The sequence below is a fragment of the Larkinella knui genome, from assembly GCF_003858645.1.
GTDB classification, from domain to species: Bacteria; Bacteroidota; Bacteroidia; order Cytophagales; family Spirosomataceae; genus Larkinella; species Larkinella knui.
The window spans coordinates 660,456-685,667 of record NZ_RQJP01000004.1 but is presented as its reverse complement, the minus strand read 5'-3'; the positions used below and the strand labels follow the sequence as shown (position 1 = coordinate 685,667).

The following is a 25,212-nucleotide window of genomic DNA, read 5'->3' as shown; positions in this document are numbered from 1 at the left end:
CATCAGCAGGGTCAGATATGGACGATGATCTCATCCAGATTCGACCGGGTGACATCGGGAAGTTTTTGGTAGACAGCCGCCGGGCTGTGCTGATTTTTGCCGTGCTGGGCGCACTGGTGGGTATTTATTACGCCTTTTCCAAACCGGACGACTACAAATCGGAGGTGACGGTTATGCCGGAGCTTTCGGCGGGTAGTTCCGGCAGCATGGGCGGTCTCGGATCGCTGGCGGGCCTGGCCGGTATCAGCATCGATAATGCCGCCGGCGATGTCATCCGGCCCGATTTATACCCCGACGTGCTGCAAAGCATCCCGTTTGCCCTGCAGCTTTTGAAGCAACCGGTTTATTCCAAAAATTATAAAACCGTCCTGCCGCTGCAAACCTATCTCAAACGGCAGGGACGCGAAACGGCTTTTCAACGACTGACCGGAAACACGGAGGACACTTCACCGGACAGCTCCAAACCCGCCGTTGTCAATTTATCCGATCCCAAAAACTACAGCAAAGCGTTACAGATCACGCCCGAACAGGAAGGGCTGGCTGCGATGTTGACCAGGCGGGTGACCACCACCTACGAACGGCGAACCGGTGTAGTGACGATTGAAGTGGTTATGCCTGACCCCGTTGTGGCGGCAACCGTTGCCCGTTTATCCCTCGAATACCTGACGAATTACATTACCAGTTACCGGACGCAGAAGGTCAAGGATCAGGAGCGGTTTCTGATTCAGCAAGTGGAACAATCGCGACGCCGGTACCAGGCCGCCGAGTATGACCTGGAAAGTTATCGCGACCGCAACCGGAGTTTATACAGCGGTTTGGCCCGAATCGGCGAACAGCGGCTCCAGGCCGAATTTCTGTTGGCCCAATCCGTTTATAATGACTTATCCCGGCAATTGGAACAGGCAAAAATCCGGGTGCAGGAAGAAACCCCGGTATTCAAAATGCTGGAACCACCACGCGTACCGCTTCGGCCAAACGGCCCCCGGCGCACGCTGCTTATTCTGGCGGCTATAGCGGCTGGTGTGGCCGTTGGTTTGGGCTGGACGTTGGTGAGAACCTTTGTAGGGAAAACCAATAAAATAGCATGAAAAAAGCATTGATTTGTGGCGTTTCAGGGCAGGATGGCGCGTATCTGGCGCACCTGCTCCTTACTAAAGGCTATTCGGTATACGGCGGTTCACGCGATGCCCAGATGTCGTCGTTCCAGAACCTGACCCGACTGAACATCCGGTCGCAGATAGCCCTGGTGTCGGTCAATATCAACGACTTTCGCAGTGTGTTGCAAACGCTGTTAAAAGTGCGACCCGATGAGGTGTATAATCTGGCGGGGCAGAGTTCGGTAGGCTTGTCCTTCGAACAGCCCGTTGAAACCCTGGAGAGTATCAGCATTGGAACGCTTAATCTGCTGGAAGCCATCCGGTTCAGCGAATTACCCATCAAATTATACAACGCAGGATCGAGCGAGTCGTTCGGCGATACGGGTCGGCTGGCCGCCGACGAAGAGACGCCTTTCCGCCCGCGCAGCCCTTATGGCGTGGCCAAGGCCGCGGCTTTCTGGCAGGTGGCCAATTACCGCGAAGCCTATCAGTTGTTTGCCAGCACCGGTATTTTGTTCAACCACGAATCGCCCCTGCGGCCCGAGCGGTTTGTAACCCGGAAAATTGTTGCAGCCGCCTGCCGCATTGCCCAGGGAAGCGACGAGAAACTGACGCTGGGCAACATCGACATTGCCCGCGACTGGGGCTGGGCCCCCGATTATGTGGAGGCCATGTGGCTCATGTTGCAGCAACCGCAACCCAACGACTATGTGATTGCTACGGGACATACCCGAAAACTGAAAGATTTTATCCGAATCGTTTTCGAACAGGTGAATCTGAATTGGGAAGAGCACGTTCAGATCGACCACTCGTTTTTCCGACCAACCGACCTGGCCGAAGGGAACGCAAACCCGGCCAAAGCTTTCTGGCACTTTGGATGGAAGGCAAAACACAAAATGGAGGATGTGGCCAGGCTGATGGTCGAAGCACAGCTCACCGGCATTCTTCATCCGACCGATTCCTGATAAACCAACGGCTCATGATCAAAACAAGCTCCCAAAAGCTGAGTACGACCGCCCGAAAAGCCTTTGCCAATGCCGGATGGGTCTTCTTCGACCGCATCTTTCGGATGGCAACGGCCCTGCTGGTCGGGGTGTGGTCGGCGCGGTATTTGGGACCTTCCCAGTTTGGTCTGCTCAATTTTGCGAATGTATTTCCCACCGTTCTGACGTCTTTAGCCGGGCTGGGTCTGGCCAATATCCTGGTTACGGAAATTGTCCGGAAAGGTGACTATTCGGAGAATCAGCTACTCGGTACGGGCTTCATTCTCCGGCTCATTGCGGGCACGGTTTCGCTGTTTATCATCACGGTTCTGGTGCATGTTCTCTACCGTGACCAGCCGGTTTTGCAGGCCATGATTCTGTTCACCAGTTCCGTACTGGTTTGTCAAAGTGTGGATGTGATCGATCTGCATTTCCAATCGCGCGTCAAATCCCGCCTTTCGGTCACGGCCAAATCCATTGCTTTTGTTTTATCGACGCTGTTGCGGGTTTATTTTCTGGCGAATCATTTCAGCCTTCTGGCTTTTTCGTCGGTGGTGTTTGTCGAATCCGCGCTTTCGGCCCTGATCCTGATTCTTATTTATAACCGGGAAGAAGACCAGCACATTCGTCAATGGCGTTTTAATGGGGCGCTCGCCATCCGGCTTCTGACAATGGCATGGCCCATTATGGTGGCGGATTTCTTCATTTTTCTGTACATGCGCTCCGACCAGTACATGCTCAAAGAACTGGCCAACGACCTGGAGCTGGGAAAATTCAGTGCGGCTTTGCGGCTGTCAGAAGTATGGTATTTTATTGCAACCGCCATTACCTCGTCTTTCTACCCGACCCTTGTCAATTTAAAAACCCAGAACGAAGCTTCTTTTCAGCGGGCCTTTCGAAAACTGCTGAGTTTACTGGCGTTTATCAGCATCCTGATTGCGGTTTTCATCTCGTTCGCGGCCCCTTATCTGGTTGCTCTCCTTTATGGTCGGCAGTATGCCGGTGTCGATCGAATTCTGGTTATTCACATCTGGTCAGCGGTTTTTGTATTTATGGGCGTGGGCAGCAGTTACTGGTTTGTTTTGCATAATAAGCAACGCATTCTTTTGGCAAAAACCATTGTTGGAGCGCTGGTTAATATCCTGCTGAATCTGGTTTTAATTCCCGCTTACGGCGCCATCGGAACATCGGTTGCCACGTTGGTGGCGCAGTTCATTTCGGCTTATTTTATCAATTATTTCATCACCTCGGCCCGCCCGGTTTTCTACGCTCAATCGGCTGCCTTTGCTGATGTTTTCAAACCAAATTTTATTCGCAGTCTTTTAAAGCAGGACCCTTAAAATTACAATGCGGTCTGGATTCTAAACGAAAAGAAACTACGCACCGTTACACTGACAACCATTTTAGAGTAATCTCTGTCTCCTCCTATAACTCGTTGATTTTCTTTCCGGAAATACGGAAAGTCCGGGTTCATTTTGCTCCGGTCGTGGGATTTGTACCGGTACTATCTTACCAGGATGGTGTTCAAAATGCCAGAATTATCAGATGAAAACGGACCGCAACGACGTTATATACCAGAACCTGACTAACCGAAGTTGTATTTTTTATCGGATAGACCGTTGGGAAAAGGAACTTTACTGACCCGGGCTATTTCGCTTTCGAATCTCATTGAATCAACAAAATTGATGTGCTGATGCAGTTTGACGTCCCAATCCTCTTTGTCGTATTTAACCGCCCCCATCATGTCCGGGAAGTACTTGACCGCATTCGTCAGGTTCAGCCGCGGGAGTTATTTGTATCCGTAGACGGCCCCCGACCCGGCCATGAAACCGATCCGGAACAGATTGCCCAGTGTCTGGCCCTGCTGGAAGAAATCGACTGGCCCTGCTCGGTGCACCGGTTGATTCATGATCAGAACCTGGGCTGTAAAAAAGCCGTCAGCACCGCCATTAGCTGGTTTTTTCAGCAGGTCGAAATGGGAATTATTCTGGAAGATGACTGTCTGCCCGACCTGAGCTTCTTCGCATTCTGCCGGGAGAACTTACGGTATCACCGCGACAACGCCACCATCATGCACATTGCCGGTGTCAATTTTCAGAACGGCAACTGGCACGGCGACGGTTCGTATTTTTATACCAAAATCTGCCACGTCTGGGGGTGGGCCAGCTGGCGCCGGGCCTGGGAGAAATACGACGTCTCGATGGCCACTTATCCGATCTTTCGAGAGCAAAACCGCATCGCTGATCTTTTTGCCGACCCCAAAGTCCAGCAATACTGGATCGATGCGTTTGACAGCGTTGTTTCCGGACAGGTCAGTAGTTGGGCGTATCCGTGGGTCTACACGATCTGGATCAACAATGGCCTCTGCATCTGCCCCAACCAGAATCTGATTTCCAACATCGGTTTTGGCGGAGAAGCCACGCACACCAAAGAAGACAGCGAATCACTCGCCAATCAGCCTTTGCAACCCCTGACCGAAATCAGGCACCCGACTTTCATCATCGAAAATGTGCTGGCTACCGAATATTCGGCCCACCATTATTTTAAAAAACCGGGTTGGGTGACCGTCAAAGCGGAAAGCTTGAAAAGACGGCTTGGTCTGAAGAATTAATTCTATTTTTGGATAGCCTTTTTTTGAATGCGGACTTCTATGACCTGCCATATTTGCAATACCCCTTCGAACGAGTCTTTCCAGGTGAAAGTATTGTTCAAATATGATGTGACGTATTACCGTTGCCACACGTGCGGATTTATTCAGACCGAAACGCCTTACTGGCTGCCGGAAGCCTACGAATCGGCGATTACCTCGCTGGATATCGGTCTGGTTTCGCGGAATTTGCGCTGGGCTCCCACCGTCGAGGCCATTATCCGCAAATGGTTTGTGCCAAAAGGCCCTTTTCTGGATTACGGCGGAGGATACGGGCTGTTTGTCCGTATGATGCGCGATCGCGGGTTCCCGTTCATCCGGCTGGATCAATACTGCGATAATCTTTTTGCCAGGCAGTTCGACGTTTCCGATCTGCCGGACGTTAAAAACTACGAGTTGGTGACGGCCTTCGAAGTGTTTGAACACCTCGCCGACCCGGTCGCTACCGTTGACCAGATGCTACAATCCGGCAGGAGCATTCTGTTTACGACCAAAGTGTTGCCGGACCCCAATGTGACGCCGGAAACCTGGTGGTATTTTATCCCGGAAACCGGTCAGCATGTAGCTCTCTACAGCCTGGAATCCCTGCATCGGCTTGCCAAACGATTTGGTTTACAACTCTATAGCGATCAGCGGGACCTGCATCTGATGACCGCTAAACCAATTAATCCAACCTGGTTCCGCTGGTTTACCGATCTGCGGAAAGCTAACCTGTACAATTATTTCCATTCCTATCCGGCACAATCTTTGTTGGATGATGACTTTCAAAAAGTATATAATTCCGTGAGAAATCAACCATTAAAGAACCTTATTTGATGGCCCCGCCTTTATTTCGTAACTTAAATGCGAAATTAGCAATCGAAGAGTTAACAATTAGGCCGTCTCTGTTCCAGTGTCTATACAATTAGATATTCCGGTTCTGTTTATTTTGTTCAACCGGCCCCGTCATGCACGCAAGGTGCTTGACCAAATTCGCTTGGTGCAACCGCTGGAACTTTACGTAGCAATTGATGGCCCCCGTGCTGACCACGCGACCGATTCGCAGCAGATTGCCCAGTGTCTGGCTTTGCTCGACGAGATCGACTGGCCGTGTCAGGTACACCGCCTGGTCCAGCCTCTTAATCTGGGTTGCAGGCAGGGCGTCAGTACGGCCATCAACTGGTTTTTTGATCAGGTCGAAATGGGAATCATTCTGGAAGATGATTGCCTGCCCGATCTGACGTTCTTTTCGTTCTGCCGGGAAAATCTGCTGCATCATCAACACAATCCGGGTGTTATGCACATTACCGGGGTCAATTTCCAGCATGGTCAGTGGCACGGCGACGGTTCGTATTTTTATTCCAAAATCTGTCACGTCTGGGGGTGGGCCAGCTGGCGCCGGGCCTGGCAAAAATACGACGTTGGCATGGCTTCTTATCCCGAATTCCGCCGGCAGAAACTGGTTAACGCCCTATTTTCGGACCCCAAAGTGCAGCAATACTGGACCGAAGCCTTCGACGGCGTTTTTGCCGGGCAGATCGATACCTGGGATTATCAGTGGTGCTACGCCATCTGGATCAATTACGGGCTTTGCATCTGTCCCAATCAGAATCTGATTTCCAACATCGGTTTTGGACAGGACGCCACGCACACCAAAGAAGATACCGAATTGACGGCCAACAGCCCCTTACAACCGCTGACGGAGGTCGTCCATCCCCGGTTTTTTATCGAAAGCCGCCAGGCAACCGAGTATTCGTTAACTAAGTTTTTCAGAAAAGTCACCGGTTTAAGGCAAAGGGTAAGCAATATTAGCAATAAAACGGGGTTAAAAACCATGAAAACGACCTTCAAAAAGCACTTGCTTCCCTGAAGATTTACTGCATGAAGATTTTTTTTGATCATCAAACTTTCTCCCAACAAAACTACGGCGGAATCTCCCGGTATTTCTGCGAATTGATCGCCGGTATCAACCAGTCCTCAACCGAACATCAGGCGCATTTGTCGCTGTTGTTTTCCAACAATGCCTATTTAAGCGAAAAATCCCTTTGGGCCCTGCCTTTTTTCCCAAATCTGCCATTTTCAAAAAGCCAGCCTCACATCTACCGGTTCAATAAGGCGTTCAATCGGCTGGAGATGCAAACCCGGTCGTATGACGTTTTTCACGCCACGTATTACGAGCCTTATTTTCTCAAGCACATTGGTAAACGGCCCGTGGTGGTTACGTTTCTGGACATGATTCACGAAAAATACCACACGATCTTTCCTGAACTGGCAGCCGATTATCGCGTTATGGCGTGGAAAAAGCAGATTATCAATCAGGCCACAGCGGTTATTGCCATTTCCGAAAATACGAAGCGTGATCTGATCGACTATTATGACATTCCGCCGGAGCGGATTCGGGTCATTTACCTCGGTTCGTCGGTATTTGTTGATAAGACAAAATCTGAACCAGCCGCAGACGCCCCTTATCTGCTGTTTGTCGGGAACCGCGGCATGTATAAGAACTTCCTGCCTTTTATTGAGGCCGTTGCCCCGCTGCTGCGTGCCGGTCAAATTCGGGTTATTTGTGCGGGTGGAGGACCTTTTTCTGCCGGGGAAGTGGCCGTTCTTCAGCAACTGAAACTAGAGAAGCTCGTTGAACAACAGCCGATTAACGACGACAAACTGCGTCAGCTATACCGTCAGGCACTGGCCTTTGTTTTTCCGTCGCTCTACGAAGGCTTCGGCATTCCCGTTCTGGAAGCTTTTGCCTGCAACTGCCCCTGTCTTCTCAGCAATCGAAGTTCCCTGCCCGAAGTAGCGGGACCAGCCGCCGTTTATTTCGACCCGGAAAGCTCCGAATCTATTCACGAAGCCGTCGGGCGCGTGCTTTCCAGCGCAACGCTCCGGCAACAACTCGCCGATCTGGGACAGCACCAACTGAACCATTTTTCGTGGGAAAAAACCGTGGCCGAAACGCTCGATCTGTACCAGAGTTTGCAATAGCGCTTTTCCCGTTCAAAAGGAGTGTCTCCGAATCATTGGCTAGCCGAGCCGCAATTTTCTATCTTTGTGGTTTCTACCACATTGAAAGACCGGTTTCTTTCACTTACGCCATTCGCTGGAGTTGTTTATGCTGCCATTGGTTTCCATTATCACCGTCTGTTATAATAGCCAAAAACACCTTGAACAAACCATTCAATCGGTCGTCAATCAAACCTATTCGCCCATCGAATATATTTTGATCGATGGGCAATCGACCGACCAGACTCTGGCGATCATCGAGCGGTATGCCCGGCAGTTTCCCGATCAAATCAGGTATGTGTCCGAACCGGATACCGGTATTTACAACGCCATGAACAAAGGTCTGCGGCTGGCAACCGGCGAACTGATCGGTATCATCAACAGCGACGACTGGTACGAAACCGATGCCGTAGAACGCGTAGTCGATGCGTACCAGCAGTTTGGCCCTGCGGTTTATCACGGCATTCAGCGAACGTTGCTCGACGAACAGGAAGCTTTTCTGATTCAAACACACGCCAGCCAGCTTTCAAAAAGCAATATCGAGCATCCGACCTGTTTCGTGCCGGCCGCTTTTTACCGAACCTACGGCCTGTTTAGTGAGCAATACCGCTACGTGAGTGATTATGAGCTAATGCTTCGGCTGGTAAACAGGCAGGTTCCGTTTATTCCGCTGAACACTATTTTGAGTAACTTCCGGCAGGGCGGAGCGTCACACCGGGCGGAGGCCGTTTGGGAAAACCTCCATCTCTGGTACGAAAAAGGAATTCTGACCCGTCGGCAATACCTCACCTGGCTTTACAAAGACAAACTGAACGTGTATATCAACCGGCTGGCGGGCCGAGCAAAATGAAGATAAGTACGCTGCTCTATATCGCCCTGCTGATCGGTTTGTTCGGAACCGTAACCAACCTGATCTTCATTAGCCCGTTGCCGTCCATTCTGGCGCTGGCGGTTTTGCCGTATCTCTTCCTCCGGAGGTCCGTTTTCGTGATTCCCCGGTTCATTTATTACCTCTATATCTATTTTTTGTATTCGCTGGCAGGCATAGTAGTCTATTACCCGCAGTCGTTGCTCAATTTTGGTTTCTACCGCTACGATGGCAACTTCATCATTTCGTACCTTCCGCTGCTGCTGATTTCGTTTTTTTCCTACAATGTGGCCGTCGACTCCCTTTTCAAACGGTTTCTGGTATTTGCCACGGTCATCAACGGAATTGCCTTCGGTTTGAATCTGGTGCTCACCAATTTTGCGGCCATTACCGACTGGGGCAATCCGGAAACGTACTTTCACGGTTTTTTCAAAAGCACGAACGGAGCGGGCGGTTTTATCAGTATCGTGCTGTCCCTGAACATCGTGCTCTTTTTGCAGGAACGCAAGCGGAAATGGCTGCTCATGATCCTGATCAATTTTGCGTTTCTGGTGGCCACCACCTCACGCGGCTCGCTGTTGGGATTGATTGCCGGTTTTGCCTTTTATTTTTTCGACCGCACCAACCGGGCCTACCTCATCCGGCTGGCCCTCTTTGCCATTGTCGCCGTCCAGTGTGCGGTTTTGACCTATACTTATCCGCTCTACACGATGTACGTCCGCGACGCCGACCTGAGCGAAACCGGGGTCAGCACGTATATTTCGCCCCTTTTTGGCGAAGTCAGTACCAAATCGGCGAATATCGCCATCCGCGCCGTCGAGACCTGGCCCCGTGCCGTCGATTGTTTTTTGCATTCTCCGCTCATTGGCACCGGATTTGGCTCCGTCAACGATACCCCTTTACGCTACAAAGGCATTCCGTACGTCGTCAGTCTCAACGATCAACCCAAAAAGACGTTCAACGATGCACACGCCCACCATTCGTATCTGCACCTTCTGGGTGAGCAAGGTTTGATCGGACTGGTCATCTTCCTGCTTTTCTGGCATGCACTTTACCGGTTTCTTAAAAAAAGCGCCGACAGCATCGTGCAAAAGTTCTTACTGGTTTCCTACTTCAATTTGTCCGTTATGAGCTTTACCGAACACCGGATTACGTCGCCTTCCAATGCCCTGCCGCTGGTGATTGCGCTGTGTTTATACATGCTCAAACGAAATTTCGATACTAAACAGCGGAACTCTGGGGTTACTATAAAGAGTGTGGAAACCAACCTGTAATTTTACGACCGATCACTTACGTGTACTATGAATCATCAATCAGTTGTTGTCAATGCCCGATTTCTTACCCAACCCGTTACCGGAACGCAGCGGGTTGGTATCGAACTTGGGATGCGATTGAAAAATCTGTTACCGGATGTCACCTTCTTAACCCCCTACAACATCCTGCAGAAAGACATTGCGAACGATATGGGCGCTACGGTTTATGGACGCAGCAAAGGGTACGTCTGGGAGCAGATCGAAATGCCGCTGTATCTCAAGAGCCAGGGCAGTCCGCTGCTGCTCAATCTCTGCAACACGGCTCCAATCATGTATGACAATAAAATCGTTACCGTACTGGATTTATCTTTCCATCTCCACCCGGAATGGTTTACCACCAAGTTTTCCCTGCTCTATAATTTTACGGTTCCCCGGATTGTCAAGTCAGCCCACAAGGTTTTAACCATCAGCGAATATTCTTTGAACGACCTCAACCGGTGTTACCACGTTCCCCGTTCGGCACTGGACATTATTTACCCCAGCATTTCAGATATTTTTCTCTATCCGCCCACCACGAAAGGCGAAAACCCGTACGGGAAGTACGTTCTGGCGGTTTCGTCACTCGATCCGCGGAAAAACTTCAAAGGGCTGATTCAGGCGTTTCAGGAAGCTAAATTATCGGATACAAAGCTGGTTATCGTCGGGGCGGCTCACAAAGTATTTGCCGACACGGGGCTGAAAGAAATGATTCAGAACGATCCGTCGATCATTTTCACCGGCTACATCAGCGATGAGCAACTGGTCAATCTGTACCAGCACGCGTTGTTTTTTGCCTATCCGTCTTTTTTCGAGGGCTTTGGCATTCCGCCACTCGAAGCCATGTCGTGCGGTTGCCCAACGCTCGTATCGGATACCACGAGTCTGCCCGAAGTCTGTGGCGACGCCAGTGTGTACGTCGATCCGTATGATATTGGCAGCATTCGCAATGGCCTAATTAAACTGTACAGCGATGAGTCGCTGCGCAAAACTCTCATCGAGAAAGGTCGCGGGCGGGTCGAGCGGTTCAGCTGGCAGCAATCGGCCGAAAAACTCGCCGGCCTTATTACCAGTCTCAATTCGGAAAAAAGGCGCTAGACTGGCGCTTCCGTCCGAATCTCACGTTTAAGGACCCACTTCTTTATTCTCCAAAATGCCTGATCCCAAAGTTGCCCTGATTCATGAATGGCTGGTCACGTTCGCCGGTTCCGAAAGTGTGGTCGAGCAAATTCTGGCACTTTATCCGCAAAGTGACCTGTTCACCCTCGTCGACTTTTTACCCGAATCGCAACGGCCTCTCATTCAGAACAAAACCGCTACGACGAGTTTTATTCAAAAATTACCCTGGGCAAAAAAAAAATACCGCACCTATCTCCCCCTGATGCCGCTGGCCGTCGAGCAGTTCGATCTGAGTGCTTACGACGTGGTTTTGTCAAGCAGTCATGCCGTGGCGAAAGGCGTTCTGACCGGCCCGAACCAGCTTCACATCTGTTATTGCCACTCGCCCATGCGCTACGCCTGGGATTTGTATCACCAATACCTGAACGAAAGCGGTCTGAAAACCGGATTAAGCGGAGCCGTGGCCAAACTGATTCTGCACTACATTCGGCTGTGGGACTACCAATCGGCGCAACGGGTTGACTATTTTGTGGCAAATTCCCGCTACATTGCCCGACGAATTCGGAAAGTGTATGGTCGTGAAGCCCACGTCATTTATCCGCCGGTCGATACCGGGCACTTTACCTTAAGCCAGCAGAAAGAAAATTACTACCTGACGGCTTCGCGCATGGTGCCCTACAAAAAAATCAATTTGATTGTAGAAGCATTTTCAACGATGCCCGATAAACGGCTGGTGGTGGTAGGTGATGGCCCGGACTATGAAAAAATCAAACGGCTGGCGACGCCCAACATCGAATTGGTGGGGTACCAATCCGAAGACGCGCTGGTTGCGTATATGCAGAAAGCAAAGGCATTTGTTTTTGCGGCCGAAGAAGATTTCGGCATTACGCCCGTAGAAGCTCAGGCTTGCGGAACGCCGGTGCTGGCCTACGGAAAAGGCGGGGTTCTGGAGTCGGTAGTCGATCAAAAAACCGGTTTATTTTTCGACCGGCAACAGGTGGACTCCCTGACCGAATGTGTGCAGCGGTTTGAACGAATGGCCGACCAGTTCAATCCGGTGGTGATTCACCAGCATGCGCAGGGATTTAGCCGTGAAAATTTCCGTTTGCAATTTAAAAGCTATGTAGCCGAAAAACGTACAGAATGGTCTCTTCCCTAACCATACAAACGGCGCAGCATCGTCCTGAGCAGGATCTCACCCGCTCGCTAAGCGCCTTGAAAATTGGCCGTGCAGTATCAGCACTCAGGCGCGCTTACGGACCAGCAAGACCAATTATTACCTTTAACTATCTGATTATTAAATAGAATTATGGCAAGAATCAAAAAACTAGCGAGTCCTTAGGATAAATATTGACGCATTTTTCAATAATTTTCCATCTGAAATCGTACAAATAAAGTGAACTTGGAGTTATGCATAGGATTGGAGTTTACCTTTTCTGCTTATACTAAGTGTCTTTCATTTGTCACAAATTCAAGCGAGGGAGCGGTTTGGCAGTTTCTTAGTCTGCATGTGCAGCAGCCGTTCCAAACGAATTGCTTATGAAACACCGGTTTTCTTTCTTATTGCGGCCCTTTAGTGCAACGATGGATATTATCGCTCTCGATATCTGTTTTGCGCTCGCATTCCGGCTAAAATTTGGTACAACAGAATCCTTGTTCGATGTACCTTACGTGACTCTTTTCTGGTTCATTAACGCAGCCTGGCTTCTGGTTTTGTTGCTGAACAAACCTTATAATTTCTCCCGGCTTACGTTCACGATCCAGAATCTGCTGGTGGGCCTTGCCAAACTGATCGGACTACACGTTGCCCTGGTTTCGGTTTTCTGGGTGTTTACCCAGGGCGGTTTTTATTATTCCCGCGAGCAACTTGCGCTGACGTACGTTCTGTTTCTGTGTGCCGGTTCGCTCTGGCGTTCGGTCGTTCTGATTCTGCTGAAGGTCTACCGCGCCATGGGATACAACACCCGACGGTTTGTGGTGGTTGGCTATGGCCCGCTTTCCCGAAGTATTCAGACGTTTTACCAGATGTATCCGGAAATCGGGTTCAAGTTTTACGGGTATTTCGACAAAATGAATCCGGACAATGCGTCGGCTTTGCGCGGGGATTATACGTACCTGAAAGAATACATTACGCGCAACGAAATTGACTGCGTGTATTGCTGCCTGCCCTATATTGAGACGGAACAATTGCGGGAAATCATGGATTTTTCGGAAGAAGCCAGCTATCAGGTAAAGTTGATTGTTGACTTCAAAGGCTTTCTCACGAAAGGAGTCACAGTCGAATACCATGACATTCAGCCGGTTATCAGCTTATCAACGCATTACCTGGACGATTTGCAGGTCAATGTGTTCAAGCGGGCTTTCGACATCGTTTTCTCGGCCACCGTGCTGCTGACGGGTGCGCCATTTTTTCTGATCATTGCCCTGATCACCAAACTGAGTTCTAAAGGACCGGCTTTTTATTCGCAGGAACGAATTGGAAAGTGGGGCAGGCCGTTCCATATTTATAAATTCCGCAGCATGTACCCGGACGCCGAACGCAGTGGCCCGGCGCTTTCTTCGGGCGACAACGACAACCGAATCACGCCCTGGGGGCAGTTTATGCGGAAAACCCGGCTCGACGAATTTCCCCAGTTTTACAACGTTCTGAAAGGCGACATGTCCGTGGTGGGCCCGCGTCCGGAGCGGCAGTATTTTATCAATCAAATTGTCGAAAAGTCCCCCGAATACAAGTATTTGCTCATGGTCAAACCCGGCATCACCTCCATCGGCCAGATTAAATTCGGTTATGCCGAAAACGTTGAGCAGATGGTACAGCGTCTGTGGTATGACCTTGAATATCTACAAAGGGTTTCTTTCTCAACCGACGTATGGCTGATTGTCCAGACGGTCCGTGTGATGATGCAGGGGAGAGGCAAATAAACGTGTAGAGGTCACTTATTATATCTATGAACTTAAAAGCCGGACTGGCGTTTTTCCTGTCCTGCTGCTTTATTTATCCGGTTAGTGGTCAACGGGCGTATTTCCCGAAAACCACCCGATACGATCTGCAGGCAGGCGCTTATCTTTCTTCTGGTGGCCGAACACCTTTCTGGCTACGGGCCAACCAGTTCGGCATTGTTCCAACCACAACACCCGCGGCAACGTTTCGACTGGGAATTTCGTCTGACTATGGAAAACCGGTTATCGACAGCGGCTCCATTCGTCAGAAAAAATTTGACTGGGGCTACGGCGTTGATGTAGTTGCGAATGTTGCCAATACCACGAAATTGCTGCTTCCTGAAGCCTACGTGAAAGCCCGGTATGGCAAGATCGAGTTCTACGCCGGTCGCCGTCGAAATGTGTACGGTCTTATGGACACCACACTGACTTCCGGTTCGTTTGCCTGGTCAGGAAATGCACTGCCCATTCCGGTCATTCAGATTGGTACGCAAGGTTTTGTTCCGGTTCCGTTGACCAAAAATTTCCTGGCTATTTATGCTTTTTATAACCACGGTTGGTTTGACAACAACCGGATCGTCCGCAATACCTATCTGCACCAGAAAGCACTGTATGGACGGATAGGAAAACCGGGGTCGAAACTCAAATTGTATGCCGGGGTTAATCATCAGGTGCAATGGGCTGGTTATTCGGATAAAATATCGCCGGATTTCACAAACAACGGGTACTTACCCCACAGCCTGAAAAATTACTGGTTTGTGGTGACATCGCACCGAAATCCGAATAAAATTGATACAACGCTCCCCAGCTTTGAAGAAAACCGGGTCGGTAATCACCTGGGCACAGTCGATGTGGCTCTGGAAGCGGACCTGGGTTCTTTTAACCTTTTTCTGTATCGTCAGAGTATTTACGACGACGGCTCCCTGTTTTACCTGACCAATATCCGCGATGGTTTGAACGGCGTCCGCTTGAAAAACACACGAACCGAACGGTCTTTTTTCTCTATCAATGAAATGCTGGTCGAGTTCCTGTACACCAAAAATCAAGGTGGGCCGATTTTCCTCATCGACAATCCGGCAAAACGGGGACGCGATAATTATTTCAATCACTCGCAATACGTCGACGGCTGGGTCTACGGCAACCGAACCATTGGCTCGCCGTTTATGACGCCGGGCACCGATGTCCGGGCAGGACTTCCGAACGGCGCTATTGCCAACAACCGGGTTAGTTTGCTGCATTTCGGCTTATCCGGCACAATCGGGCGGGTCGAATGGCTCGGCAAACTGTCTTATAGCAGCAACATCGGAACCTACAACGAACCTTATTACAACAATCCCAAACAATGGTCGTCGCTGTTTAGCCTGATGGCTCCCGTCAGTTTGGGCGGTCTGGGCGACTTCCAGATCAACGCGTCCTTTGCTTCTGATTACGGCAGACTTCTTTACGACTCAACGGGCGGTTACCTCGGTATCCGCAAAATCATCCCTTCCCGGTAATCAGGCAGCAGCTGGCTACAAACCTACTTTTAATCTCAAACTGCCCTGTCGGCTGCGGCCGATGTAAAACCGCTCAGCCCGGCGCTCAAGGGAAAAGTTCCGTTGCAGAAACCGGATAAAATGAAAAGCGGGTTGCCCTGCTTCCAGAACAACCCGCTTCCCTGATACAATTCCAGCCTTAATAATGCCGGTCGCCCGCTTCGCGTTTCCCCAGCATGACGGACCCAATCATGGCGACTAAAAGCAAGATCGAAGCCAGTTCAAAAGGCAGCAGATAGTCTTTAAATAAAACCATACCCAGATTTTCGACCAGCCCTACTTTTGACGTGTAGGAAGATGGATTATACGTAGCCATGGTGGCCACCCGAAACACAGCAACCATCACGACCAGCAACACCCCGCCGACCACCACTGCCGCCAGTTTAGTAACCGTAGTTTTTGATTCTTCATCGTCTGTTTTGAGGTTCAGAAACATAATGACGAACAGAAACAAGACCATGATAGCCCCGGCATAGACAATGATGTTGACGGCCGCCAGAAACTGGGCATTGAGTAAAATGTAATGTCCGGACAGGCAAAAGAACGTCAGAATCAGCGCCAGGACGCTATGAATAGGATTTCGGGCCGTCACCACAAACGAAGCGCTCAGGAGCGTAATAGCGGTCAGGGCGTAAAATAAAATTTTGGTAGGTTCCATTTTTTCAATTTACGAGGATAATCGCGAATAGGACGGTTCGGTTGGGGTAGCCTGCGCATCCGGGTTGTTGCGAATATAGCGGGCATCCATTTTTTCAACCAGCTTATCTTTGCCATAAATCACCTCATCGCGCTCGGTAAAAATAGGCACAAATTCGTCGTGGCGCAGATAAACGGCCTGTTTCGGACAAGCCTCTTCGCACAACCCGCAGAAGATGCACCGCAGCATGTTGATTTCGTAAACCGCTGCGTATTTTTCTTCCCGGTACAGGTTCTCTTCCCCTTTCTTCCGTTCGGCAGCCACCATCGAAATGGCTTCGGCCGGGCAGGCTACTGCGCAAAGGCCGCAGGCTGTACAACGTTCGCGACCTTCTTCGTCGCGCTTCAGAATATGATGCCCGCGAAAAACCGGACCCAGATACCGCTTCACTTCCGGGTAGGGAACCGTCACTTTCTTCGCAAAGAAGTGTTTTATGGTAATTGCCAGCCCCTGAGCAATAGCCGGAAGATACATCTTCTCGGCTAGCGTCATCTGCTTGTTGCTGACCTCTTTCGATCGATTGGTTAGTTGCATATTTTGGAATGCGTTATCAGGTTCGCTGCGGTTGAACAACCGGTTTTGGAGCTCGTGCCGACGACACCATCACCATGATAACCATGACAATGATAATGGCCCAGCTAGCGTATTTAATATCAAATAATAAGCCGAAACCGGTTACCACCACATTCAGAATCGAGAGAGGGATAAAGGTTTTCCAGCCCAGGTTCATCAACTGATCGTAGCGGAAACGCGGCAAGGTCCAGCGTACCCACATGAAGAAGAAAATGAAGAAGAAAATTTTGCCAAAGAGCACGATCGTTCCAATGAGCGTCGCCAGGTTATGGCCCGTTGCCGCACCGAGCGAACCGGTCAGGGTTTCGCGCACCCAATCCATACCGGGGTAATTGTAGCCGCCAAAATAGAGCGACGAAATAATGGCCGACGATACGAACATGTTGATGTATTCGGCAAACAGGTAAAAGCCCAGTTTCATCGAACTGTATTCCGTGTGGTACCCACCGACCAGTTCCGTTTCGCATTCCGGTAAATCGAACGGTGTCCGGTTACACTCGGCAAACGCACAGGTCAGAAAGATAATGAAACCCAGCGGTTGGTTAAAGAGGTTCCAGGCAAAACCGTGCTGCGATTCAACAATGGCCCGGATCGACAGCGACCCCGTCATCATCAAAATGGCGATGATCGACAGACCAAATCCAATTTCGTAGCTGATGTTCTGCGAAGCGGCCCGAATAGCCCCCAGCAACGAGAATTTGTTGTTCGACGCCCAGCCGCCCACCATCAGACCGTAGACGCCCAGCGAAACAACGCCAAAAACGTACAGAATGCCGATGTTGATTTCGATGCCCTGAACCGGTATCAGCAGTTCTTCATACCGAATGCTTTCGCCAAAGGGAATGACGGCGCTCGACATCAGAGCTGTTAGAATAGCCAGACACGGGCCGAGAATAAAAAGCCACTTGTTGGCTTGTGACGGAATAAAGTCCTCCTTGAAGAACATTTTACCGGCATCGGCCAGCGGCTGGAAAATACCGCCCGGTCCCGCCCGGTTGGGTCCGAAACGATCCTGAATAAAACCGGCTACTTTGCGTTCCGCCCAGGTCGAATACATGGCAATCAACAGGGTCACTCCGAAGAGGACCACGATGAGAATGCCTTTAATAATGAGTTCTGTCGTGTTCATTTTAGTTAAGACATGAGAAGTAAGACGTCAGACAAGAGACCTAAAAAAGTCTGTCCTCTCTTTTCTCTATTTCAAGGTTCAGGGTCGTTGGCGTGGGGCAATACCGGGGCAAACCGCTCCGGTGGCAACTGCTGAATGCCCAACTGTGACGTATCCCGTTCATCATCGACATCGGTGTAGGTTGCCGCAGCCAGTTTTTTCTGAAAATCCGGCTTAATCAAGTCCGCCCGGTATTTGTTGGCCGAAATCACCGAACTGCGTGAGATTTTGGTCGGTCCTTCAATCACCCAGTCGCTGGTTTTCTTTTTCTCGAAACGGCAGGTGTTGCAGATAAACTCGGTTACCTCGTTCCATTCGTTTTTGCGGGCCGTTACCCGGATCACTTCCTCGCCCCGGTACCAGGCCGTCACTTTGCCGGAACAGGTCGGGCAATCGCGGTGGGCATCGACCGGTTTGGTAAACCAGACCCGGTTTTTGAAACGGTAGGTTTTGTCGGTCAATGCACCCACCGGGCAAACGTCGATGACGTTTCCGGAGAAATCATTGTCGACCGCTTTCTCGATGTAGGTGCTAATTTCGGAGGCATCACCCCGGCCCAACACGCCATGAACCCGTTTTTGCGTAATCTGATCGGCGGTATACACGCATCGGTAACACAGAATACAGCGCGTCATGTGCAACTGGATATACGGCCCGATGTCGTGTTTTTCAAACGTCCGGCGTTCTTCCTCGTAGCGGGTTGTCGCCATGCCGTGGTTGAAGGCAAAGTTCTGCAAGTCGCACTCGCCCGCCTGGTCGCAAACCGGGCAATCGAGCGGGTGGTTGATCAGCAGAAACTCAACGATGGCTTTGCGCGTAGTCAGCACCTGTTCGTTGGTCGAGTTTTCCACGACCATGCCATCCTGAACGGGCGTAATGCACGATGCCACCAGTTTGGGCATCGGGCGCGGGTCTTTCGCCGAACCGGCGGCCACGCGAACCAGACAGGCCCGGCATTTTCCACCACTGCCTTTCAGGGGCTGGTAATAACACATGGCCGGAGGGGCCACGTCGCCACCGATTTTCCGGGCCGCCTGCAAAATTGTGGTGCCCGGCTCCACCTCGACTTCAATCCCGTCGATGGTAACTTTATGTAACTGCGGTTTTATATCTTCCATGAATTACGGTAAATCGTAATTTAAAATTTTACTCAGGATTTCGTCTTTAATATGCTCTGAGTCAATCATTTCAAGAAGTTGTTTAGGAGAATAGGCTCCACCAAAGGCTTCTTCGGCAGCTTCTTTTAATGCAAAAGAGAATACTTCGTCAATAGCTGCCTTTAATTCCTCTGGTTTCAGATAATACCCTCCTGCGCTACGCCGTTTGTTTGATTTGACAACGCTGAACAAAGCGTGGTTAATTGACCGCTCCCCGGAATGTGTCGTTCTTTTTTCAGCTTGCTGCTTAATGATATGCACTAAAAGTACGACTAGAAAACTTTCTATTTTAACGATTTTGTCGTCCTTAGCCATTTCATCCATTTCGTCGATGAGAGCCAGCGCACTTGAATAGTCGCGCTCCTCAATCAACTTTCGCAGGGCTTCTAACTCTTCCATCGTCTTATCAATTACACCAGGGCCATTTCGCCTTTGAAAACCGCGCCTGGTTGCGTAGCTTCGGAAGGATGCGTAATGTGCCACTCGAACTCGTCACGGAAATGCCGGATGGCACTGGCTACCGGCCAGGCCGCTGCGTCGCCCAGCGGGCAGATGGTGTTTCCTTCGATCTTTTTGGCCACATCGACCAGCAAATCGATGTCGTGCATGCTGCCGTGACCGTATTCGATCCGGTGCAGCACTTTTTCCATCCAGCCGGTTCCTTCACGGCACGGGCTACACTGCCCGCAGGATTCGTGGTGGTAAAACCGGGAGAAATTCCACGTGTTGCGAACGATGCAGGCTGTTTCGTCAAAGACGATAAAACCGCCCGAGCCCAGCATGGTGCCGGTCTGAAAACCACCCTCCGACAACGATTCGTAGGTCATCAGACGCGGTTCGCCATTGGCGAGTTTCGTAATCAGATTGGCGGGCAGAATCGGTACGGATGAACCACCCGCAACCAGCGCTTTCAGATGATGGCCGTCGCGAATACCGCCACACCATTCGTCGGAATACAGAAACTCTTCGACCGGAACGCCCAGCTCGATTTCGTAAACGCCCGGTTTCTTGATGTGTCCCGACGCCGAAATCAGCTTGGTTCCCGAACTGCGGCCAATCCCGATGGCGGCATAGGCATCGCCCCCGTTGTTGACAATCCAGGCGGCCGTTGCGATGGATTCGACGTTGTTGACCACCGTCGGACACTGGTAAAGCCCTTTGACGGCCGGAAAAGGCGGTTTATTGCGCGGATTGCCCCGTTTGCCTTCCAGCGATTCCAGCAGGGCGGTTTCTTCGCCACAAATATAAGCTCCTCCGCCCGGATGCACGACCAGTTCCAGGTCATACCCCGAACCCAGGATATTTTTACCCAGAAAACCAGCGGCTTTCGCTTCGGCAATGGCTTTTTCGAGAATACGAATGACGTACATCAATTCGCCCCGCACGTAAATGAACGACTTGTTGGCCCCCAGCGCGTAGCTGGAAATGATCATTCCCTCAATGAGCAGGTGGGGAATATTTTTCATCAGGTAGTGGTCTTTGAACGTACCCGGCTCCGACTCATCGGCATTGCAAACCAGGTAGCGTGGAACGCCTTCCGGTTTGGCCAGAAAGCTCCACTTCATGCCCATCGGAAAGCCCGCGCCACCGCGGCCGCGAATCCCGGCTTTCTTCACTTCGTCTACCACGCCGTCGGGACTCATGGTTTTGATGGCTTTCTCAACCGCCGTATAGCCGCCCTGTTTCCGGTATACATCGAAGGTCTCGATACCGGGAACGTTGATATGTTCGAGCAGAATTTTTTTGCCCATGTTTTTAGTTCAGAAACGGGTTTAAACCCTACATTACAAGTTACTTACTTCCAGTCTTTCCCCGCCGTCATAATGTCTTCTTCGGCCAGATTCGTCGGATTTGCATAAATGGTAACCCCATTGTGAAGCTGAGCGATTGATTTCTCCCCTTCTTCAAACCGGTGTTTAGGATACGAACGCAGGGTCGAATAGTGGCAAACGAACGATTTGCGCGTTAGTGCCGGGTTATTGATTCGGCTACCGCCGTGCGCCAGCGCACCGTGCCAGAACAATACATCGCCTTTCTTCAAAAGCAATACGGTCCCTTTGATCCCGTTTTCCGCGCAAGTCTTATTGAGGTAATTCGTAAAATCGTCGGGCGTATAGAACGAATCTTGCTCACTAAACAGGATTCCCGTACCAAAATTAAACTTCGGCAGACGGTGCGAACCCGGATAATAAACCAACGGGCCCGAATCGGGGCTGACGTCTTCGAGCGGAATCCAGGCGGCTGCCAAATGACTGGCAATTTTCGAGCGTACCCAAGGATAATCCTGGTGTGTTCCCTGCTGACTGCCGTATTTAAAAATCAGGCTTTGGAAAACCGTCGTTTTTTCATTGAAAACGGCTTCCAGAAACGTCGCCAAATGACGGTGAGTCATTACTTTTTTGGCGGCTATCGAACTGCTGTGGTATTCCAGCAGCCGCGACCCGATACCTCTCAGTTTTTCTTTAGGAACGTCTTTGACGGGCGTTTCCTTGCCGTCATTGAACTGATATACCAGCGATTTTACCGAATACTTTTCATTGTTTTCAACCACTTCTTCCACTTCCTGCCACAAACCGTCGATCCATTCAGCCGGTATGGCATTTTCCAGAATGACGTAGCCTTTATCGCGCCAGTCGCGCAACAATTTTCCCAGATCGTATGGAAAGTCTTTGGGGGTTTTAAACTTCTTGACAAAGGCATCGATATCAGCATCCGAGCGGTCAATCCAGGGCAATGTATCTTCCTCAAAATCAAGCGGTGCATTCTTCATCCGGAACTTGATCATCCGGTACAAACGCCGAAGTTTATTTTTCAACTTGCTTTCCATGCGTACTGTCTGTGTTGAATTTAAGGTGATCTATTACCCGCCTGGTTACCGGCTCAATTCTTCAATAATTTCGTCGACTCGTTCTTTGGTCAGATGCATGTAGTATTGTTCCCGAATTTGAAAAACCGGTCCCATACCGCAAGCTGCCAGGCACTCGACTTCTTTCAGGGTAAACTTTTGGTCCGCGGTTGTTTCGCCCGCCTTGACTCCCAGTTTCTGTTTCAGGTAATCGTATACTTCCTCCCCGCCCATCAGGCAGCAAGGCCCTGTCCGGCAATACTCGATGACGTGTTTGCCAACCGGATTCAAATGAAACATGGTGTAGAACGTAGCCACCTCATAGACTTCAATAGCCTGAATATCAAGCATCCGGCCAATGTAATCCATTACTTCAGGACTCAGCCACCCCCACTGTTCCTGCGCCAGATGCAACAGTGGCAACAGCGCCGACTTCTGGCGACCCTGCGGATAACGGGCAATCATTTCCTGTGCGATCGTCAGTCGCTCAGGGGTAAATTCTACGGTAGTTGAAGTTTCCGTCATATCGGTTTACAGCAGGTATTCGTCTTCAAAACTTCCTGCCACGTTAATGGAGCAGGCTCAAATTTTTCTTTGCGTAACAGGTTCATTTCGGCTTTGGTCTCTTTCGTCCAATCCATCCATTGCTTCTCATACTCCTTATCTTCACTAAGTTTCCGAATGGTATCCAGATGAGAGGTAACAACCAAATCCTGCCAATCAGGTTTCATATTCCCTCCTTTCGGACTTTACGCATCCAGTTCGCCCGCAATGACGTTCAGGCTACTCATAATGACAATAGCATCCGACAGGGTCGTGCCGACACACATTTCCGGATAAGCCTGGTAATAAATGAACGAAGGCCGGCGGAAATGCAGACGGTAGGGAGCCCGGCCACCATCGCTGATCAGGTAGAAACCCAGTTCACCATTACCGCCTTCAACAGCGTGGTAAACCTCGCCCACCGGAGCATCGATTTCACCCATCACAATTTTAAAGTGATAAATAAGGGCTTCCATGTTCCGGTACACTTCTTTTTTGGGCGGCAGATAATACTCCGGCGCATCGGCAAAGTACGGGCCTTCCGGCAGGTTTTCAAGCGCCTGCTCAATGATGCGCAAGCTTTGCCAGATTTCTTCGTTTCGAACCATAAACCGGTCGTAGGTGTCGCCACTTTGGCCCACCGGAATGTCAAATTCAAAGTCCTGGTACGACGAATACGGATTCATCACCCGCACGTCGTAATCAACCCCGGCAGCCCGCAGGTTGGGGCCGGTAAAACCGTAGTTCAAAGCCCGTTCGGCGGAAATTCCACCTACGTTGACGATGCGATCCATGAAAATCCGGTTGCGGTTGAATAGTTTCTCAAACTCGCGCATGATTGGCGGAAACCGTTTGATGAACGCCCGGATTTTACGGATGGCTTCGGCCGACAAATCCCGTTCCATACCGCCAATGCGGCCCATGTTGGTGGTCAGCCGCGCTCCGCAGACTTCTTCGTAGATTTCGTAGATATTTTCGCGTTCTTCGAACAGATACAGAAAACCGGTGAAGGCTCCCGTATCGACGCCCAGAATCCCGTTACAGATCAGGTGATCGGCAATCCGGGCCAGTTCCATCATGATCACGCGAATGTATTCCGCCCGTTTCGGCACCGTAACGCCCAACAACTTTTCGACGGTCATGTGCCAGCCAAAATTATTGATGGGCGACGAACAATAGTTCATCCGGTCGGTCAGCGTGGTAATCTGGTAGAAAGGCCGCCGTTCGGCAATTTTTTCAAAAGCCCGGTGGATATAACCAATCGTCTGCTCACCCGACACGATTTTTTCGCCATCCATTTGCAGGATATTCTGGAAAATACCGTGTGTGGCCGGGTGCGTCGGGCCCAGGTTAAGGGTCGTTAACTCATTGACGTACTGGACTGATTCTTCCGGCTTAGCCGGCAAATCGCTGCCCGGCACATTCTTATTCGATATATCAAGTACAGTGCTCATGTAACTTTGAATTATTGGATGGCTGGATGGTTAAAAATGGTTGAATTTAAAGTAAGCCATTCAACCATTTTTGACCATCCAGCCATGTAAACCATTCAATCCTTATCGTCCAAAAAGTGCATCGATCTTATCTTCCCGCGTCGGATCTTCGAGCGGGTATTGTTTCCGCATCGGAAAATAATCCATGTCTTCCATATTCAGAATCCGGATCAACTTCGGGTGGCCGTCGAAAATAATACCGAAGAAGTCGTACGTTTCGCGTTCCATCCAGTTGGCGCTCATATAAACCGTCGTTGCGGTGGGAATATGCAAATCGGCTTCAGAAAGAAAAACCTTGATGCGAATCCGGAAATTATTGACCAGACTGTGAAGCTGATAAACGACACAAAATTCCCGCTCCGGGTTCGGGTCGTCGGGATAATGAATACCGCACAGAGTGGTCAGGAAACTGATCTGATAAATTGTATGATTTTTCAGATACTGAAGCATCGGAATAATTTGCTCCCGGGTGGTCGACAGCGTGAGCATTCCGTGCGGATCATCAAAATCGTAAACGTCTTCACCAAACTGGCGGATCAGATCTTTAGCAACTTCCTCGTTAGTCATGAAAAACGATCAAAAGGTTTTGATGGCTCAATGGTTTTAATGGTTAAAGGGTCGCCGATGGTTTGGCAGGTAAATGAGTCGTTCGGGATTCAACCCCTCGACCAGCCCGTCATTTCCAACCATTTAACCATTAAAACCATCCAATCATTGAATATTGTACGATTCCAGCAGGTGTTGGTATTCCGGTGAATTGCGTCGGCGCAGGGATTCATTGATCGACAGTTCCTGCACTTTCATTAAGCCATCGAGAATTTGTTCCGGGCGCGGTGGACAACCGGGCACGTAAACGTCGACCGGAATAATGCGGTCGATTCCCTGTAGAACGCTGTAGGTATCAAAAATACCGCCACTCGACGCACAGGCACCAATCGCGATTACCCAGCGCGGCTCGGCCATTTGCAGATACACCTGTTTTAAAACGGGTGCCATTTTCTTGGCAATGGTTCCGGCCACCAGCAACACATCGGCCTGACGGGGTGAGAAACTCGGACGCTCAGCTCCGAAACGGGCAATATCATACCGCGATGCCATGGTCGACATAAATTCGATGCCACAACAAGACGTTGCAAAAGGCAATGGCCACAGCGAATTTGCGCGGGCCAATCCAATTATTTTATCAAATGAAGTTGCCTGAAATCCGGGGCCGTCGTAACTGGCGGGGGCTTCGGCTATCTTGATGTCACTTGCCATGCTGTTTGGTTGTTTGTTG

24 protein-coding genes are annotated in these 25,212 nt (G+C 50.4%); 13 read left to right on the top strand and 11 right to left on the bottom strand.

The window, feature by feature from the left end; translation table 11 throughout:
* Window positions 1-17: 17 nt before the first annotated feature.
* The 13 genes from EHT87_RS21255 to EHT87_RS21195 all read left to right on the top strand — a co-directional run bounded on the left by EHT87_RS21255 (window position 18) and on the right by EHT87_RS21195 (window position 15,421).
* Window positions 18-1,088, top strand: coding sequence for a GumC domain-containing protein (locus tag EHT87_RS21255; RefSeq protein ID WP_185716305.1), 1,071 nt, complete (start codon window positions 18-20; stop codon window positions 1,086-1,088).
* Window positions 1,085-2,062, top strand: a complete 978-nt coding sequence (locus EHT87_RS21250) for a GDP-mannose 4,6-dehydratase (RefSeq protein ID WP_124908666.1) — start codon at window positions 1,085-1,087, stop codon at window positions 2,060-2,062. The genes EHT87_RS21255 and EHT87_RS21250 overlap by 4 nt, the downstream gene beginning before the upstream one ends.
* Before the next feature lie 14 nt (window positions 2,063-2,076).
* Complete coding sequence (locus EHT87_RS21245) at window positions 2,077-3,420, top strand: flippase (protein WP_185716304.1); 1,344 nt, start codon at window positions 2,077-2,079, stop codon at window positions 3,418-3,420.
* A 353-nt stretch (window positions 3,421-3,773) separates the two neighbouring features.
* Complete coding sequence (locus tag EHT87_RS21240; protein WP_124908664.1) at window positions 3,774-4,691, top strand: hypothetical protein; 918 nt, start codon at window positions 3,774-3,776, stop codon at window positions 4,689-4,691.
* A 39-nt stretch (window positions 4,692-4,730) separates the two neighbouring features.
* On the top strand, window positions 4,731-5,543 hold the full coding sequence (locus EHT87_RS21235) for a class I SAM-dependent methyltransferase (protein ID WP_185716303.1): 813 nt from the start codon (window positions 4,731-4,733) through the stop codon (window positions 5,541-5,543).
* Between the two features lie 163 nt (window positions 5,544-5,706).
* Window positions 5,707-6,576: a nucleotide-diphospho-sugar transferase gene (locus EHT87_RS21230; protein WP_124908662.1), complete on the top strand. Its 870-nt coding sequence runs from the start codon at window positions 5,707-5,709 to the stop codon at window positions 6,574-6,576.
* A gap of 11 nt (window positions 6,577-6,587) precedes the next feature.
* Window positions 6,588-7,691, top strand: coding sequence for a glycosyltransferase family 4 protein (locus EHT87_RS21225; protein WP_124908661.1), 1,104 nt, complete (start codon window positions 6,588-6,590; stop codon window positions 7,689-7,691).
* A gap of 127 nt (window positions 7,692-7,818) precedes the next feature.
* Window positions 7,819-8,559, top strand: coding sequence for a glycosyltransferase family 2 protein (locus EHT87_RS21220; RefSeq protein ID WP_124908660.1), 741 nt, complete (start codon window positions 7,819-7,821; stop codon window positions 8,557-8,559).
* On the top strand, window positions 8,556-9,851 hold the full coding sequence (locus EHT87_RS21215) for an O-antigen ligase family protein (RefSeq protein WP_124908659.1): 1,296 nt from the start codon (window positions 8,556-8,558) through the stop codon (window positions 9,849-9,851). Before EHT87_RS21220 ends, EHT87_RS21215 begins: the two co-directional genes overlap by 4 nt.
* Before the next feature lie 27 nt (window positions 9,852-9,878).
* On the top strand, window positions 9,879-10,964 hold the full coding sequence (locus EHT87_RS21210; RefSeq protein WP_124908658.1) for a glycosyltransferase family 4 protein: 1,086 nt from the start codon (window positions 9,879-9,881) through the stop codon (window positions 10,962-10,964).
* Window positions 10,965-11,019: 55 nt separating this feature from the next.
* A complete protein-coding gene (locus tag EHT87_RS21205; RefSeq protein WP_124908657.1) occupies window positions 11,020-12,144 on the top strand; it encodes a glycosyltransferase family 4 protein in 1,125 nt (374 codons plus the stop codon).
* Window positions 12,145-12,524: 380 nt separating this feature from the next.
* Complete coding sequence (locus EHT87_RS21200) at window positions 12,525-13,907, top strand: sugar transferase (protein ID WP_124908656.1); 1,383 nt, start codon at window positions 12,525-12,527, stop codon at window positions 13,905-13,907.
* Window positions 13,908-13,933: 26 nt separating this feature from the next.
* Window positions 13,934-15,421, top strand: a complete 1,488-nt coding sequence (locus tag EHT87_RS21195) for a capsule assembly Wzi family protein (protein ID WP_124908655.1) — start codon at window positions 13,934-13,936, stop codon at window positions 15,419-15,421.
* Window positions 15,422-15,599: 178 nt separating this feature from the next.
* On the opposite strand, the gene EHT87_RS21190 is transcribed toward EHT87_RS21195, so the two are convergent.
* The 11 genes from EHT87_RS21190 to EHT87_RS21135 form a co-directional block, all read right to left on the bottom strand.
* Complete coding sequence (locus tag EHT87_RS21190; RefSeq protein ID WP_124908654.1) at window positions 15,600-16,118, bottom strand: NADH-quinone oxidoreductase subunit J family protein; 519 nt, start codon at window positions 16,116-16,118, stop codon at window positions 15,600-15,602.
* A 9-nt stretch (window positions 16,119-16,127) separates the two neighbouring features.
* The gene (locus tag EHT87_RS21185) at window positions 16,128-16,691 is read right to left on the bottom strand and encodes a NuoI/complex I 23 kDa subunit family protein (protein WP_124908653.1); all 564 of its coding nucleotides are present in this window, start codon (window positions 16,689-16,691) and stop codon (window positions 16,128-16,130) included.
* A gap of 16 nt (window positions 16,692-16,707) precedes the next feature.
* The gene (gene nuoH / locus EHT87_RS21180; RefSeq protein ID WP_124908652.1) at window positions 16,708-17,859 is read right to left on the bottom strand and encodes an NADH-quinone oxidoreductase subunit NuoH; all 1,152 of its coding nucleotides are present in this window, start codon (window positions 17,857-17,859) and stop codon (window positions 16,708-16,710) included.
* A 71-nt stretch (window positions 17,860-17,930) separates the two neighbouring features.
* Entirely contained in the window at window positions 17,931-19,016 is a 1,086-nt protein-coding gene (locus EHT87_RS21175; protein ID WP_124908651.1) for an NADH-quinone oxidoreductase subunit G, read from the bottom strand.
* A gap of 3 nt (window positions 19,017-19,019) precedes the next feature.
* Window positions 19,020-19,454, bottom strand: a complete 435-nt coding sequence (locus tag EHT87_RS21170; protein ID WP_124908650.1) for a hypothetical protein — start codon at window positions 19,452-19,454, stop codon at window positions 19,020-19,022.
* 11 nt (window positions 19,455-19,465) lie between these two features.
* Window positions 19,466-20,806, bottom strand: a complete 1,341-nt coding sequence (gene nuoF, locus EHT87_RS21165; protein ID WP_124908649.1) for an NADH-quinone oxidoreductase subunit NuoF — start codon at window positions 20,804-20,806, stop codon at window positions 19,466-19,468.
* A gap of 44 nt (window positions 20,807-20,850) precedes the next feature.
* The gene (locus tag EHT87_RS21160; RefSeq protein WP_124908648.1) at window positions 20,851-21,882 is read right to left on the bottom strand and encodes a phytanoyl-CoA dioxygenase family protein; all 1,032 of its coding nucleotides are present in this window, start codon (window positions 21,880-21,882) and stop codon (window positions 20,851-20,853) included.
* Window positions 21,883-21,927: 45 nt separating this feature from the next.
* The gene (locus tag EHT87_RS21155; RefSeq protein WP_124908647.1) at window positions 21,928-22,425 is read right to left on the bottom strand and encodes an NADH-quinone oxidoreductase subunit NuoE family protein; all 498 of its coding nucleotides are present in this window, start codon (window positions 22,423-22,425) and stop codon (window positions 21,928-21,930) included.
* A gap of 224 nt (window positions 22,426-22,649) precedes the next feature.
* On the bottom strand, window positions 22,650-23,897 hold the full coding sequence (gene nuoD / locus EHT87_RS21145) for an NADH dehydrogenase (quinone) subunit D (protein ID WP_124908646.1): 1,248 nt from the start codon (window positions 23,895-23,897) through the stop codon (window positions 22,650-22,652).
* Window positions 23,898-23,999: 102 nt separating this feature from the next.
* Window positions 24,000-24,503, bottom strand: coding sequence for an NADH-quinone oxidoreductase subunit C (locus EHT87_RS21140; RefSeq protein ID WP_124908645.1), 504 nt, complete (start codon window positions 24,501-24,503; stop codon window positions 24,000-24,002).
* 144 nt (window positions 24,504-24,647) lie between these two features.
* Window positions 24,648-25,193 carry an NADH-quinone oxidoreductase subunit B gene (locus tag EHT87_RS21135; protein ID WP_124874399.1) on the bottom strand — a complete coding sequence of 182 codons (546 nt, stop codon included), beginning with the start codon at window positions 25,191-25,193 and terminating at the stop codon, window positions 24,648-24,650.
* Window positions 25,194-25,212: the final 19 nt, after the last annotated feature.

What these genes read in the sequence shown, in the direction of transcription:
- nuoD (WP_124908646.1), bottom strand. Translation starts at nt 23,897, where the DNA reads ATGAGCACTGTACTTGATATATCGAATAAGAATGTGCCGGGCAGCGAT.
- EHT87_RS21210 (WP_124908658.1), top strand. Translation starts at nt 9,879, where the DNA reads ATGAATCATCAATCAGTTGTTGTCAATGCCCGATTTCTTACCCAACCC.
- EHT87_RS21185 (WP_124908653.1), bottom strand. Translation starts at nt 16,691, where the DNA reads ATGCAACTAACCAATCGATCGAAAGAGGTCAGCAACAAGCAGATGACG.
- EHT87_RS21235 (WP_185716303.1), top strand. Translation starts at nt 4,731, where the DNA reads ATGACCTGCCATATTTGCAATACCCCTTCGAACGAGTCTTTCCAGGTG.
- EHT87_RS21160 (WP_124908648.1), bottom strand. Translation starts at nt 21,882, where the DNA reads ATGGAAAGCAAGTTGAAAAATAAACTTCGGCGTTTGTACCGGATGATC.
- EHT87_RS21245 (WP_185716304.1), top strand. Translation starts at nt 2,077, where the DNA reads ATGATCAAAACAAGCTCCCAAAAGCTGAGTACGACCGCCCGAAAAGCC.
- EHT87_RS21250 (WP_124908666.1), top strand. Translation starts at nt 1,085, where the DNA reads ATGAAAAAAGCATTGATTTGTGGCGTTTCAGGGCAGGATGGCGCGTAT.
- EHT87_RS21155 (WP_124908647.1), bottom strand. Translation starts at nt 22,425, where the DNA reads ATGACGGAAACTTCAACTACCGTAGAATTTACCCCTGAGCGACTGACG.
- EHT87_RS21240 (WP_124908664.1), top strand. Translation starts at nt 3,774, where the DNA reads ATGCAGTTTGACGTCCCAATCCTCTTTGTCGTATTTAACCGCCCCCAT.
- EHT87_RS21190 (WP_124908654.1), bottom strand. Translation starts at nt 16,118, where the DNA reads ATGGAACCTACCAAAATTTTATTTTACGCCCTGACCGCTATTACGCTC.
- nuoF (WP_124908649.1), bottom strand. Translation starts at nt 20,806, where the DNA reads ATGGGCAAAAAAATTCTGCTCGAACATATCAACGTTCCCGGTATCGAG.
- EHT87_RS21225 (WP_124908661.1), top strand. Translation starts at nt 6,588, where the DNA reads ATGAAGATTTTTTTTGATCATCAAACTTTCTCCCAACAAAACTACGGC.
- EHT87_RS21255 (WP_185716305.1), top strand. Translation starts at nt 18, where the DNA reads ATGGACGATGATCTCATCCAGATTCGACCGGGTGACATCGGGAAGTTT.
- EHT87_RS21205 (WP_124908657.1), top strand. Translation starts at nt 11,020, where the DNA reads ATGCCTGATCCCAAAGTTGCCCTGATTCATGAATGGCTGGTCACGTTC.
- EHT87_RS21215 (WP_124908659.1), top strand. Translation starts at nt 8,556, where the DNA reads ATGAAGATAAGTACGCTGCTCTATATCGCCCTGCTGATCGGTTTGTTC.
- EHT87_RS21170 (WP_124908650.1), bottom strand. Translation starts at nt 19,454, where the DNA reads ATGGAAGAGTTAGAAGCCCTGCGAAAGTTGATTGAGGAGCGCGACTAT.
- EHT87_RS21200 (WP_124908656.1), top strand. Translation starts at nt 12,525, where the DNA reads ATGAAACACCGGTTTTCTTTCTTATTGCGGCCCTTTAGTGCAACGATG.
- EHT87_RS21195 (WP_124908655.1), top strand. Translation starts at nt 13,934, where the DNA reads ATGAACTTAAAAGCCGGACTGGCGTTTTTCCTGTCCTGCTGCTTTATT.
- nuoH (WP_124908652.1), bottom strand. Translation starts at nt 17,859, where the DNA reads ATGAACACGACAGAACTCATTATTAAAGGCATTCTCATCGTGGTCCTC.
- EHT87_RS21175 (WP_124908651.1), bottom strand. Translation starts at nt 19,016, where the DNA reads ATGGAAGATATAAAACCGCAGTTACATAAAGTTACCATCGACGGGATT.
- EHT87_RS21220 (WP_124908660.1), top strand. Translation starts at nt 7,819, where the DNA reads ATGCTGCCATTGGTTTCCATTATCACCGTCTGTTATAATAGCCAAAAA.
- EHT87_RS21140 (WP_124908645.1), bottom strand. Translation starts at nt 24,503, where the DNA reads ATGACTAACGAGGAAGTTGCTAAAGATCTGATCCGCCAGTTTGGTGAA.
- EHT87_RS21135 (WP_124874399.1), bottom strand. Translation starts at nt 25,193, where the DNA reads ATGGCAAGTGACATCAAGATAGCCGAAGCCCCCGCCAGTTACGACGGC.